The 16,048-nt window shown below is 31.5% G+C and carries 14 protein-coding genes; 6 read left to right on the plus strand and 8 right to left on the minus strand.

Annotated features, from left to right (window positions below; translation table 11 throughout):
- Positions 1–2: 2 nt before the first annotated feature.
- From JBL43_RS17610 to tsaB, 3 genes are all read left to right on the plus strand, one after another.
- Positions 3–218 (plus strand): hypothetical protein, encoded by a 216-nt coding sequence (locus JBL43_RS17610; protein WP_198842707.1) that lies wholly within the window; start codon positions 3–5, stop codon positions 216–218.
- Between the two features lie 181 nt (positions 219–399).
- Positions 400–1,728: a TolC family protein gene (locus JBL43_RS17615; protein ID WP_198842708.1), complete on the plus strand. Its 1,329-nt coding sequence runs from the start codon at positions 400–402 to the stop codon at positions 1,726–1,728.
- A gap of 107 nt (positions 1,729–1,835) precedes the next feature.
- Positions 1,836–2,510, plus strand: coding sequence for a tRNA (adenosine(37)-N6)-threonylcarbamoyltransferase complex dimerization subunit type 1 TsaB (tsaB, locus tag JBL43_RS17620; RefSeq protein ID WP_198842709.1), 675 nt, complete (start codon positions 1,836–1,838; stop codon positions 2,508–2,510).
- Here the strand turns inward: tsaB and JBL43_RS17625 are convergent, their stop codons facing one another.
- The 6 genes from JBL43_RS17625 to JBL43_RS17650 all read right to left on the minus strand — a co-directional run bounded on the left by JBL43_RS17625 (position 2,511) and on the right by JBL43_RS17650 (position 7,817).
- A complete protein-coding gene (locus JBL43_RS17625) occupies positions 2,511–3,188 on the minus strand; it encodes a hypothetical protein (RefSeq protein ID WP_198842710.1) in 678 nt (225 codons plus the stop codon).
- Between the two features lie 21 nt (positions 3,189–3,209).
- A complete protein-coding gene (locus tag JBL43_RS17630; protein ID WP_198842711.1) occupies positions 3,210–4,022 on the minus strand; it encodes a mechanosensitive ion channel family protein in 813 nt (270 codons plus the stop codon).
- 14 nt (positions 4,023–4,036) lie between these two features.
- Positions 4,037–4,396 (minus strand): DUF1304 domain-containing protein, encoded by a 360-nt coding sequence (locus JBL43_RS17635; RefSeq protein ID WP_198842712.1) that lies wholly within the window; start codon positions 4,394–4,396, stop codon positions 4,037–4,039.
- The gene (locus JBL43_RS17640) at positions 4,393–6,453 is read right to left on the minus strand and encodes a thioredoxin domain-containing protein (RefSeq protein WP_233098823.1); all 2,061 of its coding nucleotides are present in this window, start codon (positions 6,451–6,453) and stop codon (positions 4,393–4,395) included. Before JBL43_RS17640 ends, JBL43_RS17635 begins: the two co-directional genes overlap by 4 nt.
- Before the next feature lie 220 nt (positions 6,454–6,673).
- Complete coding sequence (locus JBL43_RS17645) at positions 6,674–6,874, minus strand: dodecin family protein (RefSeq protein WP_138948399.1); 201 nt, start codon at positions 6,872–6,874, stop codon at positions 6,674–6,676.
- A 49-nt stretch (positions 6,875–6,923) separates the two neighbouring features.
- Complete coding sequence (locus JBL43_RS17650) at positions 6,924–7,817, minus strand: NifU family protein (protein ID WP_198842714.1); 894 nt, start codon at positions 7,815–7,817, stop codon at positions 6,924–6,926.
- Positions 7,818–7,876: 59 nt separating this feature from the next.
- Here JBL43_RS17650 and JBL43_RS17655 point away from each other — a divergent pair, with 59 nt between their 5' ends.
- Positions 7,877–10,552 (plus strand): T9SS type B sorting domain-containing protein, encoded by a 2,676-nt coding sequence (locus tag JBL43_RS17655; RefSeq protein WP_198842715.1) that lies wholly within the window; start codon positions 7,877–7,879, stop codon positions 10,550–10,552.
- Positions 10,553–10,582: 30 nt separating this feature from the next.
- Entirely contained in the window at positions 10,583–11,578 is a 996-nt protein-coding gene (locus JBL43_RS17660) for a PorP/SprF family type IX secretion system membrane protein (RefSeq protein ID WP_198842716.1), read from the plus strand.
- A gap of 8 nt (positions 11,579–11,586) precedes the next feature.
- On the opposite strand, the gene JBL43_RS17665 is transcribed toward JBL43_RS17660, so the two are convergent.
- Positions 11,587–12,258, minus strand: a complete 672-nt coding sequence (locus JBL43_RS17665) for a hypothetical protein (RefSeq protein WP_198842717.1) — start codon at positions 12,256–12,258, stop codon at positions 11,587–11,589.
- A 102-nt stretch (positions 12,259–12,360) separates the two neighbouring features.
- Positions 12,361–13,473, minus strand: coding sequence for a vWA domain-containing protein (locus JBL43_RS17670; protein WP_198842718.1), 1,113 nt, complete (start codon positions 13,471–13,473; stop codon positions 12,361–12,363).
- A 215-nt stretch (positions 13,474–13,688) separates the two neighbouring features.
- On the opposite strand from JBL43_RS17670, the gene JBL43_RS17675 reads away from it, so the two are divergent.
- Positions 13,689–15,908, plus strand: coding sequence for a tetratricopeptide repeat-containing sensor histidine kinase (locus tag JBL43_RS17675; RefSeq protein ID WP_198842719.1), 2,220 nt, complete (start codon positions 13,689–13,691; stop codon positions 15,906–15,908).
- Positions 15,909–16,048: the final 140 nt, after the last annotated feature.

Consider the following 16,048-nt stretch of genomic DNA (forward strand, 5'->3'; position numbering starts at 1 on the left):
AAATGTTTAGAAATAATAAATATAGTCTTGTTTTATTCTTTGTAATAGCTACGCAAATGGTTAGTGCTCAATGTGCTATGTGTAAAGCTGTAGTGGAGTCTGGTGATGCAGAAATGGCTGAAGGACTAAATAACGGTATTGTATATCTAATGGCATTTCCTTATATTTTAGTAGGAGTTGCAGGTTACTTTCTCTATAAGAAAATGAAAAAAGGATAAATTAATATTACATTAAGAGCATATAAGTGTAACAAGTTTTACTTTTGTTCGTCATATATAAAAAATCAGTAGAATCAACCTTTAGAAACAATTGTTTTATAAACATAATAACCAGATTTTAAATCTAATAGTTATTATGGTTTTCCATTTGAACAATAAGGGTCAATAAAATTATAAACTTATGAAAATCAGATTAAGTGTTCTAACCGCACTCCTTATTGTAGCAACCTCTTTTGCTCAAGATAAAGAATGGACATTAAATGAATGTATAGAACATGCTTTAGAGAATAATATCAGTATTGAAAGGAGTAAGAAGTTAGTTGAAATAAGCGAAATAAATGTCATAAGTGCAAAAGGGAATTTTTTGCCTAATTTAAATGCTTCAGTGAATCCTGGTTTGAATTTCGGATCATCAATTGGTCAGGATGGGTCAAGAATATCAACAGATAATTTTAGATCATCATTTAGCCTAAGCAGTAGTACAACAATTTTTAATGGGTTTAGAAATTTAATAAGCTATAAACAAGCTCAATTAGGTGTGGAAGCAAGTAAATTAGATTTACAAAAAATTGAAGACGATATTTCATTATTTGTTGTGAATGCATATTTAAATATTTTATTTGCTAAAGAGAATTTAGAAGTTGCTCAAAATCAGTATGATATTAGTACAAAACAAATAGAGGCTACACAGGCACAAGTTGATGCAGGTGTAAAACCTAAGGGTGATTTACTTGATGCAGAATCAACGGCAGCAGCTGATGCTCAGAATGTGGTTACACAAGAAAATGCCTTAGATTTAGCGTTGTTAACTATGGCCCAATTGTTACAAGTAGATACAAATGGTTTTGATGTTGCAAAAGTGAATGTTGGTTCCCCTTCTATTGCTACTTTATATGATAATTCAACAATGGTTTATGAAAAAGCATTGGAGAATAGAGCAGAAATTACTAGAGCTAAATTAGAAGTTGATAACGCCGAATTAAATATTAAAAGTGCAAAAGGAGCATATTTACCTTCTTTAGGTTTTTCAGCGGGAGCAGGTACTTCTTACCAAAATATTTTTAATGACGCTTTTACTAATAATGGGTTTTCAGATCAGTTTAGAGATAATTTAGGGTATAGTTTGGGGCTATCTTTGAACATTCCTATATTTAATAGAAATCAGACTAAGGCTAACGTAAATAGATCAATTATCAGTCAAAAAATAAGTGAGATTGATTTAGAAGATCAAAAATTACAATTAAAAGAAACAATTGAACGCGTTTTTTTAGATTCTAAAGCAGCGGCAAAATCGTATGAGGTTGCTAACATATCTTTAAATGCTCAAAATGAAGCTTTTAAAAATGCGGAGCAAAGATACAGCTTAGGAGCAATGACCTCTTTTGATTTTGACCAAGTTCGTAGCAAACTAGTAGATGCAGAATCTACTTTAATCAGAGCTAAATACGATTATGTTTTTAAAACTAAAGTATTAGAATTCTATTTTGGTGAAGAAATCGTTTTGGAATAAATAACATCTAAAATTTCAAATTATAAATTCCAAATTCCTTTTAAAGGAGTTTGGAATTTTCTTTTATTAATCATCAAAAGTTTATCTTTGCCAATTAAATTAAAAATTTGTCTTTAATACTAAACATAGAAACGGCAACCAAAAATTGCTCTGTTAGCTTAGCTGAAAATGGTGTGTTACTTGCGTTAAATGAAGTAAATGACGGTAACTATTCTCACGGCGAGCAATTACACCTTTTAATAAAAAACGTCCTTACAGAGGCCGGAAAATCAATAAATGACATAGATGCCATTGCGGTTAGCAAAGGTCCTGGTTCTTACACGGGATTACGTATAGGAGTTTCAACTGCTAAAGGGTTGTGTTTCTCTTTAGATAAACCGTTAATTGCTGTTTCTACTTTAACGGCATTGTCTAATGCCATTACCGTTGATAATGATGCCGTAATTGTACCCATGTTAGATGCGAGAAGGATGGAGGTTTACAGTGCTGTTTATAATCATAACCATAATCAAATTAGAGAAATTAAAGCAGAGGTTATTACTGAGAACTCGTTTTCAGAATATTTAAGTAAGGGGAAAGTTTATTTTTTAGGTGATGGTGCTGATAAATGCAAATCAATACTAAAAAATGATAATGCTATTTTTCTTGACGGATATTTTCCCTCAGCCAAACAAATGGCTCAACTTTCTTTTGATAAATATAAAAAAAGCGACACCGAAGATGTCGCTTATTTTGAACCTTTTTATTTAAAAGATTTTATGGTTACCACTTCTAAAAAGTGATTACAAAGAGTTGTAATAAATAACCAATTTAAGTAAATCGCCTTCTTTTTTAGGATTCAATTTCTTATCCTTAGCATAAGACTTCATAATTTTTACTTTACTTGAAAATAATTTAAAAATATCTTTCTTTTTGTTTGGAACTTCTATCGCAGAATGATCAAAATATCCTATAAATAATTTGTCTTTCATCCGTTTTAAAGTAGGAGGTCGGTATTCTTCATATCCAGTTTTCGCTTCAAATTCCTCAAAATATTTTATTATTTCCTTATTCAATAAAGATATTTTATCTCCTTTATAGAGAACTGTAAAAAAGCCGAGACTTTCTTTTTCTTCAATATTATAATTATATACTTTATATACCTTTTTTTGATTTATAAAAGTTATTTCATTATCAAATGTTTTAGCAACTGCAAAAAATTTACCATCACTTTCAATGACTATTTCACCTTTATAAGCGTCAAAATTTGCATTATAAATAGTATTATTATTAGATAATTTAGCAGGCGAAAATTTATCATTAATATAAATACTCCCTACTAAATCTTTATCTCGTAAATCAACACCAAATACCAAATGAGAATAATCTACAAATCGATCAGATACTATGGAGGCAGATTGAAATTGCCCATAAGAGCTAACTCCCATCAATATCATAAAAAAATATGCAAATTTTATCATCTGTATAATATTTGAAAATAATTATCCTTTCTTTTGAATTTCAACAGCATGTGGGTAAGGTATTTCAATACCAGCTTTATCTAATGCTAATTTCACATTTTCAGTAGTTGCAAAATATACATCCCAATAATGTTCAGGTTTACACCAAGGTCTAACCGCAAAATTAACAGAGCTATCAGCCAGTTCAGAAACGTTCACAGTTGGGGCAGGGTCAGATAAAACATTAGCACCAGTACTAATTACATTTAACAATACTTCTTTGGTTTGTTTAATATCTGAGTCATAGCCTACACCGAAAGTTAAATCAACTCTTATTTTACCTTCTTCGGTATAATTTACAATGTTTCCATTAGATAATGTACCATTAGGTATAATTACTAATTTGTTATCAGGTGTAATAATTTTAGTGGTAAAAATTTGAATTTCTTTTACAACTCCAATTTCTCCTTGAGCTTCAATTAAGTCTCCAATTTTAATAGGTTTAAAAATCATTAACAATACTCCACCAGCAAAATTAGCAAGTGAACCTTGAAGAGCTAAACCTATAGCTAAACCAGCTGCAGCTAAAATAGCAGCGAAAGATGCGGTTGGAATACCTAAAATACCTAAAATCGTAATAATTAAGATTATTTTTAAAGCCCAACCTATTAAATTCGTTAAGAATTTTTGTAGACTTTCATCATAATTTTTTTTAGCCATTAAACTGGCTACAGTCTTCATTAATTTTTTAATAACCCAAGAGCCAACTATCCATATAACGATGGCACCAATGATACTGAAACCATAAGTAGCTAAGAAGGTTGTAATACTCGCAATAATACTGTCAAAATCCATATTTAGTTTTTTTGTTAAGTGAAAAGAATTGTAATTAAAGCAAGAACAGCTGGTACTCCTTGAATGTAAAATAGTTTTATTTTCTTTGTTGAATAAGCACCGTAGATACCTGCAATAATGACGCAAGATAAAAAGAATATTGCAATTTGGTCAGGAAAACTTTTGTTTACTAATGACCACACAAGGCCTGCCGCTAAAAAACCATTATACAAACCTTGATTTGCTGCCAATACCACCGTTTGTTTTGCTAAGTCAATGGATAGCCCAAAAGCTTTCAGTGCCCTCGGTGTTGTCCATAAAAACATTTCTAATATTAGAAAATAGAAATGCAATAGAGCCACAAGTACAATTAAGGCAAGTTGAATCGTTTTCATTTTAAAAGTATTTTAATTTGTTCAAGTGCTTTTGCTGTTTCATTAACAGGCAATTGACAAGTACCATCAATGCAGACATAAAAAGTGGTTTCATTTTTTGAATACTTATATTCTAATAAAGGCATATTGCTATCAGTAGTGCTGCCAACGATTAACTTATTGGGGATATATTTCTTATTAAATTCTTTTAATTTTTCTAAAGCATCTTCACCAACGATCGCTACTTCATAAAAATCACCTATAAAATTTGAATATAATAACAACCAATTGGATGCTCCACCAGCATATTTTGAAGCTTTCTCCTTAACATTATGCAACATTTGATTAGCATTTTTAGCATAAGTTGGATTCGCAAAATAATGTCCGAGTTTAAATAAATTATTCGCCATTATGGAATTTGAAGAAGGAATTACGTTATCATCAGTTTCAATTTTTCGAGTTATTAATTGTTTATCCTCATCAGAGGTAAAGAAGAATAGTTGACTCTTGTCATCATAAAAATGATCATAACAATAATCTGTCATTTTTTTTGCGTCATTTAACCATTGCTCATCAAGAGTAACTTCATACAGATTAATAAATGCGTCAATTGTTGTGGCATAATCAATCATGTAAGCATTAATGCTACTTTTTCCATTCTTGTAATTTCTGAATAAACTACCATCAGCCTTATGCTGTGTTTTGTTAATAAAATTAGCTGTTTTTAGTGCTCTTTCTAAAAAACGCTTATCATCAAAAACACGATATGCATCAACATAACCTTTAAGCATTAAAGCATTCCATTCTGTCAGTATTTTATCATCTAAACGTGGACGGTCTTTTTTACCTCTGGCTCTAAGTAAGGTCTCTTTCCATATCGTTACTTTTTTGGAAAGATCCTCTTTAGAGATTTGAAAATTTTCTAAAATGTCATCATTTGTTTCGATACGATTTAAATGATAGGTTTCGTTTTCCCATTTAAAAGTATCTTTAATATTGTAATAGGCAGCAAATAAATCGAAATCTCCCGAGTCTTCGAGATTAAGAATGTTTTTTAACTCGTCTTTTTTCCAAACATAAAAAGCTCCTTCTTCTAATTCGCCTTTTTCATTATTACTATCCGCATCAAGCGAAGAGTAAAACGCACCAGTTTTATCCATTAACTCACGTTCTACAAATGCAGTAGTTTCATAGACAATCTCTTTGTATAAAGGGTTTTTAGTAACCAAGTATGCATTTGAATATAAACTAACCAATTGGCCATTGTCATAAAGCATTTTTTCGAAATGCGGAATGTGCCATTTAGCATCTACCGAATAGCGAGCAAAACCACCACCAACTTGATCGTATAAACCGCCATACGCCATATTTGTTAACGAGGTATTTACATAATCCATTATTTTATCATCAGCATTTTGAACTGCATATCGCAATAAAAATTGATAATTGTTAGGCATAGGAAATTTAGGAGCACCGGCATTCCCGCCAAGGTCTGTATCCATGTATTTCTTCCAATTCTCAACGATGGTATCTAATTCAATTGTAGAGTATTCTTTTTCAGAAGTATTAATGGTAACCAAGTCAGATTGCTGTACGCCAGTAGTTAATTGCGTAGCATACTCTTCCATTTTTTCAGGATTTTCCTTGTACAATTTTGTGATTTGTTCTAAGGCACTTACCCAGTTTTCTTTCGGAAAATAAGTACCACCCCAAACAGGTCTGCCATCAGGTAAAGCGATACAGTTTAGAGGCCAACCGCCGCTACCTGTCATTAATTGCACGGCATTCATATATACTTGATCAACATCAGGTCTTTCTTCTCGGTCTACTTTTATATTGATAAAGTTTTGGTTCATGAGTTTTGCCACAGTTGAATCTTCAAAACTTTCATGTTCCATCACATGACACCAATGACATGCAGCATAACCAATGGAAATTAAAATAAGTTTGTTTTCCTTTTTAGCCAATTCTAAAGTTTCATCATTCCATGCGTGCCAATCTACAGGATTGTGAGCATGTTGCAATAAATAGGGGCTAGTTTCATTGATAAGACTATTCGTGTACTTATGTTTTGTCATCTCTTCTTTATTTTGACTATTGCAGCTAATCATAAGAATACCACATAATGATAGGAGAAAATATTTTTGAATCATGATTTTTAAATTGTGATAAAGATAAGGAATAATGACAAGCCTCTTAAAGCTATTTTAAGTGTTACAAAAATAGAAGAAAGTGATGTAAATAAAAAAACGTTTTGAAAAGTTCAAAACGTTTTAAATTTATTATAAAAAGGTAGCGTTATTGAACTTCAAAAGTAATTTTTACATTTACTCTAAATTCTTCTACATCACCATCTTTTACAACTGCACTTTGAGATTGTACAAATACAGATTTGATATGCTTTACACTTTTAGATGCATGCTTTACTGCTTTTCGAGTAGCTTCTTCCCAGCTTTTGTCAGAATTCGCCATTACTTCAATTACTTTCATTACTGCCATAATATTTGATTTTAAGTTTATAAAATGAGTGAATTGTAAATATACAAATTTATCCATTTAAAGCGACTACCTCCTCTATCTTATTGGGCAACAGTTGTTTTAAAGTGGCCTCAATTCCACTTTTAAGAGTAATAGTAGAAGAAGGGCAACCACTACAGGCTCCTTGTAAAATTACGCTTACTGTTTTTGTACTGGCATCGTATGATTGAAACATAATATTTCCACCATCAGAGGTTACTGCAGGCTTTATATATTCATCTAAAATAGCAATAATTTCTTGCGAAATGTCATCTAAGTTTCCTGTGACAATTGGTTCTATTACTACTTTCTTATGCACTATAGGTACATAATTTTCTGTAATTATAGGTTTAGATTCTGTCAAATATTTTTTTAAAAAATCACGTAGAGCAGTTGTTATTTCGAACCATTCAACACTGTTGTTTTTTGTAATCGAAACGTAATTATTAGAAATAAAGACCTCATTTACAAATGGAAAACTATATAATTCTTTGGCAATAGGAACTTCTAATGCATCTTCTAATGAAGTAACTTCAATATTTTCTGAAGTCAATAATTGATTACTTACAAATTTCATAACCCCAGGGTTTGGAGTGCTTTCTGCATATACATCAACAATTTTCTTTTTAGATTCAATTTTTGAATTAAATAAACTATCGTTTACTTTAAGATAATTTTCGATAATGGCTTTAAGTTCATCTTGAACATCAGTCCATTCTACAATATCAAAGCGTTCAACAGCAATAAAATTTACGGTTACAAATACTTTTTTAACAAAAGGTAAATGAAAAAGCTCTTGAATAAATGTTGAGTTTTTTACATCTTCAACAGAATTATACTCAAAGCTTCCTTCCGTTAAAATTTTATTGGCCACAAACTTAATTATGGTAGGCGTTTTAGTACTTTCTATATCTATTTTTAACATCTTCAAATTAATTTATTACAAAAGTAATACTATATTTGATACAACCTAAACTTATTCATTTGAAGAGAAATTACTTTTTCATCTTATTTTTTCTGCTTTTAACCCTAAATACTTTTTCACAAAAGGAAGCATCGCATTGGTATTTTGGTAATAAGGCTGGCTTAGATTTTAGTACAGGTGTACCCACAGCAGATGCCAATGGCGTTTTATCTACAACGGAGGGCTGTGCATCGATATCTGATATTGGTGGTGATCTTTTATTTTATACGGATGGCTCTACTGTTTGGAATAAAAACCATACTACTATGCCTAGTGGAAGTGGGTTATTAGGGGATTCTTCTAGTTCGCAATCCGCCATTATTGTACCTAAACCTGATGATAATAATATCTATTATATCTTTACTGTAGATTGGTCTGGAGGTGAAAATGGACTCAATTATTACACTGTTGATATGACTTTAGATAGTGGTTTGGGTGATGTTATTGGAACTAGTAATTCGCCTAATGCAACAAAGCTATTGTCTTTGCCTGTATCTGAAAAAATTACAGCTATAAAAGTAAAAGATGAAGAAGCTTTTTGGGTAATTGCGACTAAGGAAGGACGTTTTTATGTCTATAAAGTTGATGAAAACGGAGTTGAAAGTACGCCTGTTACTGGTAATCTTGGTTTTATGAACCCTGATGATATGAGAGGGTATTTGAAAACATCACCTGATGGAAAATTTTTGGTTTCCGCAAATATGTCTTCAGGTACTTTTTTATATGATTTTGATAGTGCAACAGGTCGTGTTTCGAACCAACGTCGATTAGAGTTGTCAGACGAGTTTGGTTACGGTGTTGAATTTTCTCCATTAAGTAAAAAATTATATATCTCCACGGGTAATTTTGGTAGAAATGGACCTTATTTAGAAAAACTATTCAAGTTTTCACTTGATTTAACAGATTCGTCTATTTCAAATATAAATGCCAATAGAATTGAGATGCATTCCTATATGAATTCAAGGGCCGCATTGCAAGTAGGTGTAGATGGTAAAATTTATAGAACCATAGATAATGCCTCTTTTTTAGGAGTCATTAATAATCCAGATAGTGATGGGGCTACCTATACTCATAATGCTATAAGCTTAGGCGGAAGGTTAGGTACGCAAGGATTGCCACCTTTTATTCAATCGTTTTTTGCAGCTTTAATTAGTACGGAAAACCTCTGTTTGGGTAATGAGACTGCATTTTCAATAGAGTCTAATGAGCCTATTTTATCTATTGAATGGGGTTTTGGAGACGGGTCAACTTCAACAGATTTGGAGCCAACGCATACCTACACAGCAGCAGCTGATTATATTGTTAATGTTGAGGTTACTACAGCTACAGAAACAAAAATAATTACACAGACAATTACCATTTTTGATGTCCCTGTGGTTACCACTCCGATAGATTTGTTTCAATGTGATGATAATACGGATGGAATTACCTCTTTTAATCTAAATGAAGCGATTCCATTAATGGTTGGTAATCCAGAGAATTTGAATATTAAATTTTATCAAAAGAATATTGATGCTGCAGAAGGCAATAGTGTCAATAGTATCCAGAACGCTCAAGCTTTTTCTAATGCACTAGCAACTCAAGTTTATACACGTGTAGAAAATACGTATGGCTGTGAGAAAATTGTGGAAATCAATTTAAAAGTATCGTCAACTTCAATTAATTCAGATTATTCATTAATTATAAATGAATGTGATGATAGCACTGACGGTGATGATACAAATGGATTTACATCATTTAATTTTGGGGATGCCTCAGCAACTATTTTAGATCAATTACCAAGCAATCAGAATTTAGCGATTACCTATTACGAGAGCATGTCCGATGGACTGGAAGAAATAAATGCTATAAATCCGGAAAATTATACAAATACAACTGCTTTTACGCAAAAAATAGTCGTTCGAATAGAGAGTGAGGATAATAATAAGTGTTTAGGATTGGGGTATTTTATTACTTTACAAGTTAACGAGTTACCAAATTTTGATCTTCCAGAAGAGGCTTTTGCATGTATAAACACCCCACAAGAACCTGTTGTTGTTTCAGTTATGAATCCACAAGATGTTTACAGTTATCAATGGACTGATAACAGCGATAATGTATTGGTTAATGGTAATACGGCTTCTTATAATTTCACAGAACCAGGTAGTTATAAACTTACAGCTTACAATTCAGCAACCAACTGTTCAAGAACAAAAACCATTTTGATTAGTTCATCTAATATTGCTGCTTTTCAAGATTTTAAGGTGGAAGATGCAGCAGAAAATAATACAGTAACTGTTAATGTTTCAGGTGAAGGAGATTATGAATATGCACTAGACAATCAGTATGGTTTATACCAAGATTCTAATATGTTTGAGAATGTTACTTCGGGTATTCATACCATATACATTAAAGATAAAAATGGCTGTGGTACCTTAGAAGAAGAAGTTTCTGTCATTGGTTTTCCTAAATTTTTTACGCCAAACGGTGATGGATTTAATGATTTTTGGCAAATAGATGGAGTAAGCTTTCAACCTACTTCTCTTATTTATATTTTTGATAGATTTGGAAAGGTGATCACAAAAATTGAACCCACCTCGGAAGGATGGAATGGAACATATAGAGGTAAATTATTGCCAGAATCTGACTATTGGTTTAAGGTAAAACTAGAAGATGGAAGAACGTTAAAAGGCAACTTTAGCTTAATTAGACGATAGTTAATAAAAAGACTCAAGAAATTTTATTTAATGAATGATTTAAAAAAATATTTAGCATTAGTAATAATTGCTTTTAGTACTTTCAGTTTGAAAGCTCAGGGCACTTTGCCTATTTATTCTGATTATTTGTCAGATAACGTCTTCTTGGTGCATCCAGCAGCAGCCGGTATTGGGAATTCAGCTAAGTTTAGACTAACACACAGACAACAATGGTCAGATAATGAAGATGCACCATCTTTACAAACATTAACTTACCATCAAGGATTTGGAAAAGGAATGGCTTTGGGGGGCATGTTATTTAATGATAAGAATGGATATCATTCGCAATTAGGAGTTCGTGCTACGTATGCCTATCATCTTAATTTTGGGAGAGATGATGCCTTAAATCAGCTTTCGTTATCGCTATCTGGTTCTTATGTCCAAAATAGTTTAGATCAACGTAGTTTTACTGCTTATGACCCTGTTATTTCACAGGTTATAGAATCCGATCATTATGTAAATGCTGATTTTAGTGCAGCTTACTTTAATTTAGATGGTTATGTTTATTTAACAGCAAAAAATCTGTTGTTAAATACTAAAAATTCTGTAGATAACAATTACAATTCATTGAATTTACGTACCTATCTATTAAATATGGGTTACTTTTTTGGTTGGGAAAAGCGATTTCAGGTAGAGCCCTCTGTAATGTTGCAGTATGTTGAAAAAACAGGTGAATTTAATATTGACCTAAATGCCAAAGTTTATAAGCTATTAGATAGAAATAAGCGTATATGGTTTGCCTTAAGTTACCGTCAAAGTTTAGATGGTAATAAATTACAAGAGTTAAGTCAATTAACCCCAATTGCGGGATTTGAAATTGATCGTTATTTACTATCATATACCTACACGCATCAATTGGGTAATGTAACTTATGCAAATGGAGGTTTTCATCAATTTACTCTAGGAATTAATTTATTCAATAAACGACCTAAGGACCAAGGTTATATTCCTAGATTTAATCCATTTTTATTTAAAAATGATAATTAACATTTAAATTAATTTAAACGTTGTAGTTCCTCAACTAGCAAATCTTTCCGGATAAAATCGTTAATAGAAACAGAATGTATAGATTGTCCATCTTGTTCATCCAATTTTCTATTGCTGTTAGTATCATTAGCAGTAGTAAAATAGATGTTTTTAGTTTCCGGAATGAATTTCCAACGTGTTAAGTGTTCATTAGATTTCGTAATCTTTGTAAAGTTTTTACCTTCATTAGTACTTAAGTATAATGCCGTAAAAGTCTCTTGTTTTTCATTGTTAGGAAACGAGTCAATTACTTGGTAAATCGTTGTGTTTAATGTTGGGTTAAGACTATCAATGAATCTCTCAAAAGAAATTATCTTTATCTTTTTCTTGGTTAAAACGTGAGTTTCTTGTGTTTTTATATGTTGAAAAATTAAATTATCAATATAATTATTGTACCAATTGTCACTGTCATAAGAACTTCTTTTTTGTTCGCGAACCACATTGTCTCGAACAGAGAAAACGATAAAATCGGTATTTTCAATAAGAGATGGTAAATCGGCAACAAGAGTTTTTACTGCCTTTTTCTGATTTTCTGATTTGTCAATAAATGGATTTGTATTTTTATCGTCTGCTGTTTTTACACAGGATAAGAATAGCATTCCGAAGCATGCTGTTGTCATTAAAAAATTATACTTTTTCATTATTTTTATATTTTTGAAAAATTGGAACTTTCAATTTGAAATTTGATTTTTAATTATGTTGAAAGGGATTCCCTTCCCTTTGGGAAGGGTTAGGCATGGGCTTTACCATTTGTAATTCTTTCCTTTTGCTTGTCGTTTTATAGCTTCTACCATAACATTCTCTAAACCTGTGCTACTGTCTTTTTGCTTTTCGGCAACATACTTATTTCTTTTAGTATTCAATTCCTGAATTTTTTCTTGAATTTCAGTGCGTTTTTTACTTTGTGAAGCAACGTAGATTTTAATCTCTTGTGATGATTTATTTTTAAGAGCATCAGGTAATGTTTTTTTGTCTAATTTATCATAACTAAATCCTGCTTCTTTTTCGGCATCTACTAAATCCCATGTAGCATTATTATATATTCTAGAGCTTTTACTTACGGCTCTCTTAACTTCAACAACTTCGTCTAATTCAGCAGCATTATTATCCTGAAGGGCTTGCTTTCTTATTTTAGTGTAACCATTACTTCCAAAATAAATATAGGTGTCATTCAATTGCTTATTTAACTTAATAATTACGGCATCATATGGAGAAGCAATATGTACAATTTTTTCATCCTGATTTATAGTCATATAATCACCACCAGTTAAAGTTGCCCCATCTTTCCACATTCCAGATACTCCATTTTGATAATTTCCACAAAAAATGGTATTTACTACAACATCTTGTTCTTTGGCCTGTGTTGTTGCATCTTTATAATCAGTTTTACCTTGTGTAAAAGGTTCGTTACCCGCTATAAAGATGATGTTAAGATCATTTTTATTTTTGCCCCATTCTAATTCTTTTAATGAGGTCATAATAACTTCACCACAAAATTCATTGCCGCCATTTGTTTTTAATGCAAACAGTTTTTCTGAAATCTCATCGAGATCAGAGCTAAAACCAATGACTTGACGGATAAAACCTTCTTTAGAAGGAAGGCCGCTATTTCCATATTCATATAATGAAATTTCTAAATCGGGATTTTCATTTTCACATTTTGCATAGGAAAGTTCATTTACAATTTCCCATAATTGAGTTTTTGCTTGATTAATCAAACCGTCCATTGAATTACTAGTATCCAATAATAACGCTACTTTTATAGTGTTCTTTTCCTTGGGAGGCTGTTCATTTGCGTAAGTAAAAAGACTATTAAAGACCATTATTAGAATTAAAATTTTAACTGTATTTTTCATGTTTTTTGTTTTAAATTCATTGTAAATCTAAATTGAAGTAAAAGTGAAAAAAACTGTAAATGAGTGAAATGGATGTTTTAATGAGTGAAAATGACTTTTAAAAAAGTGAAGTAGGAATCCATGGCTAAAATAAGCTCCAAATTCCTTGTTTTTAGCGTACTGCCATTTTACTAAACCAATTTTAGTATGTAGATTTACATAATTAAAGAAACCTAATGAAGCAAAAACTTTACATACTTACCATGCTATTTTTTGTGGTATTTTCTTATATGCAGGCTCAAGAAAATGATAGGATAGCACTTCCTAATAAGATCTATTCAGATAGGGTTACCGATGAAAGTGGTACACCATTAAGTGGACTTACCGTACGTGTAAAAAGTAAGGGATTAAGAACAACAACGAATTCTAATGGAGAGTTTTCGATTAACGCTAGTAATGGAGATGTAATTGAGTTAAGTAAAAATGGAGTGGTAATAAATACCTATCGTTTAACGGGTAGTATTTATTATGAAGTCGAGGACGAGTCTGGTGTTATTGAGAATGAAGAGAAGCGGAAAAGTTCGTCAATTTCAAAGTTTAAAAGGAATAATAATTCGGACGATTTTCAAGGTTATTTAGATTCAGCCAGTTATAATAAAAAAAGAAACCCCACAAAAAGTATAGATCAAGTTGGAGGAGCACTATTAATTGCAAACGACAATAATAATAAAAGTCAATTGGCACAATCATATACAATTCTCGGAGATGTTTATATGAATTTAAAGCAATATGATTTAGCTGCCAGTAATTATAAAATATCTATTGATAATATTGATGACATAGCGGTACAATTAAAATTGGCAGATGCTTATTTTCGGGATAACGATACTAAAAATAGTGAAAGCAATTATAATGAAGTTCTAAGCGAAAAAAAAGTATCAGATATCCAAAAAATAGCAGCACATAAAGGTTTAGGGAATGTCTATTTAAAATTAAAAGAACATAAGAAGGCTGTTGCTCAATATCAAAAAGCATTAATAATAGCTCAAAAGGAAAAAAATACAGCCGAAATAACAGATTTAAACACGCGGATTTCAGAAGCATTAGAGGCAAGTGGACAAATTGCTAAGGCGGAAGACTTTTTAATGCTTGCACGGACTAATGTTCGTAAACAAAGTTCAAAGGAAGAAGCGATTCAAAGTCAACGTACGGCCGATTTTTACAGTCGTAATAAAAACGTTGACAAAGAGGTGTTACTCAGAAAAGAAACATTGAAAAATCTAGAAGATGCTGAGCTTAATGAGATTGTTATGGAGGACGATTCAGAAGCTTTGTCAAAACCTAAAGTTAAATATGACCTCGGAAATGCTTTATTAAAACAAAATAATTTTGAAGAAGCCATTCCTATTTTAGAGGAAAGTGCCTCTGAAGCGGAAAACAATGAAGATATTTTAACGCAAAAAGACGCCATACAACGTTTGTCAGAAGCATACGCTTCTGTTGGAGATGATAATAAAGCGTTGAGTAATTATCAAAAATATGTATCGTTGGTAGATAAATTGTATCAACAAAAGGAAGAGGAAATAAATGCTGTAGTTAGTCTTAATAGAGATTTATCAGAACAACAGAATAGAATTACGAGTCTAGAAAAAGACAGGGAATTAACGCAAAGTAAGTATCAATTAAGCCAATCAGAGAGCAGATTGACTATAGAAAATGATAGACGACAAAAACTCATAATATATGCATTAATCGGAGGTTTGTTACTGTTGTTGTTCTCTTTGTTTTGGATGATAAGAAGCAATAAACAAAAGCGATTGGCAAATAATTTACTGGCCTTAAAATCATTGCGTACACAAATGAATCCCCATTTTATTTTTAATGCATTAAATTCTGTTAATAGCTTTATAAGTCAAAATGATGAACGTACAGCCAATCGATATTTGACTGATTTCTCTACGTTAATGCGAAGTGTGTTAAACAATTCTGAAGAAGATTTTATTCCTCTAGAAAATGAAATTGAGTTGTTAGAGCTTTATTTGAAATTAGAACACTCTCGTTTTAAAGATAAGTTTGATTATGAATTAAATGTCGATGCCGCTATTGATAGAGGGCAATTTCAAATTCCACCAATGCTGTTACAACCTTATGTGGAGAATGCGGTGTGGCATGGTTTACGCTATAAAAAGGAAAAAGGTTTTTTAAAAGTGAGTCTTGATAAAATCGATGAAGAAACCATTAAAATTGAAATAGCTGATAATGGTATTGGTAGAGTAAAATCTAAAGCTTTAAAAACGGAGCATCAGAAAAAACAAAAGTCGAAAGGAATGCAAAATATAAAGCAGCGAATACAAATTTTAAATCAAATGTATAAAGATAAAGTAGATGTTTTTATTGAAGATATGCATGAAGATAAAACAGGAACCAAAGTGGTTCTGATTTTGAAAAAGGACTAAAAAGAAGTTGGAATTCCGAAGGCGGAAGTACAGTAAAAAGGTAAAAGATAGGAGATACGAAGTGCTCAAAATTAAATTTCGAAAAATGATAATTTTAAATGGGAAGATTGCTGCATGAGTATTGTCCCCTTGAGGGGACT

The organism is Aureibaculum flavum (genome assembly GCF_016406085.1).
In the GTDB taxonomy this organism is placed as follows: domain Bacteria; phylum Bacteroidota; class Bacteroidia; order Flavobacteriales; family Flavobacteriaceae; genus Aureibaculum; species Aureibaculum flavum.

What these genes read in the sequence shown, in the direction of transcription:
- JBL43_RS17610 (WP_198842707.1), top strand. Translation starts at nt 3, where the DNA reads ATGTTTAGAAATAATAAATATAGTCTTGTTTTATTCTTTGTAATAGCT.
- JBL43_RS17615 (WP_198842708.1), top strand. Translation starts at nt 400, where the DNA reads ATGAAAATCAGATTAAGTGTTCTAACCGCACTCCTTATTGTAGCAACC.
- JBL43_RS17625 (WP_198842710.1), bottom strand. Translation starts at nt 3,188, where the DNA reads ATGATAAAATTTGCATATTTTTTTATGATATTGATGGGAGTTAGCTCT.
- JBL43_RS17630 (WP_198842711.1), bottom strand. Translation starts at nt 4,022, where the DNA reads ATGGATTTTGACAGTATTATTGCGAGTATTACAACCTTCTTAGCTACT.
- JBL43_RS17635 (WP_198842712.1), bottom strand. Translation starts at nt 4,396, where the DNA reads ATGAAAACGATTCAACTTGCCTTAATTGTACTTGTGGCTCTATTGCAT.
- JBL43_RS17640 (WP_233098823.1), bottom strand. Translation starts at nt 6,453, where the DNA reads ATGACAAAACATAAGTACACGAATAGTCTTATCAATGAAACTAGCCCC.
- JBL43_RS17645 (WP_138948399.1), bottom strand. Translation starts at nt 6,874, where the DNA reads ATGGCAGTAATGAAAGTAATTGAAGTAATGGCGAATTCTGACAAAAGC.
- JBL43_RS17650 (WP_198842714.1), bottom strand. Translation starts at nt 7,817, where the DNA reads ATGTTAAAAATAGATATAGAAAGTACTAAAACGCCTACCATAATTAAG.
- JBL43_RS17660 (WP_198842716.1), top strand. Translation starts at nt 10,583, where the DNA reads ATGAATGATTTAAAAAAATATTTAGCATTAGTAATAATTGCTTTTAGT.
- JBL43_RS17665 (WP_198842717.1), bottom strand. Translation starts at nt 12,258, where the DNA reads ATGAAAAAGTATAATTTTTTAATGACAACAGCATGCTTCGGAATGCTA.
- JBL43_RS17670 (WP_198842718.1), bottom strand. Translation starts at nt 13,473, where the DNA reads ATGAAAAATACAGTTAAAATTTTAATTCTAATAATGGTCTTTAATAGT.
- JBL43_RS17675 (WP_198842719.1), top strand. Translation starts at nt 13,689, where the DNA reads ATGAAGCAAAAACTTTACATACTTACCATGCTATTTTTTGTGGTATTT.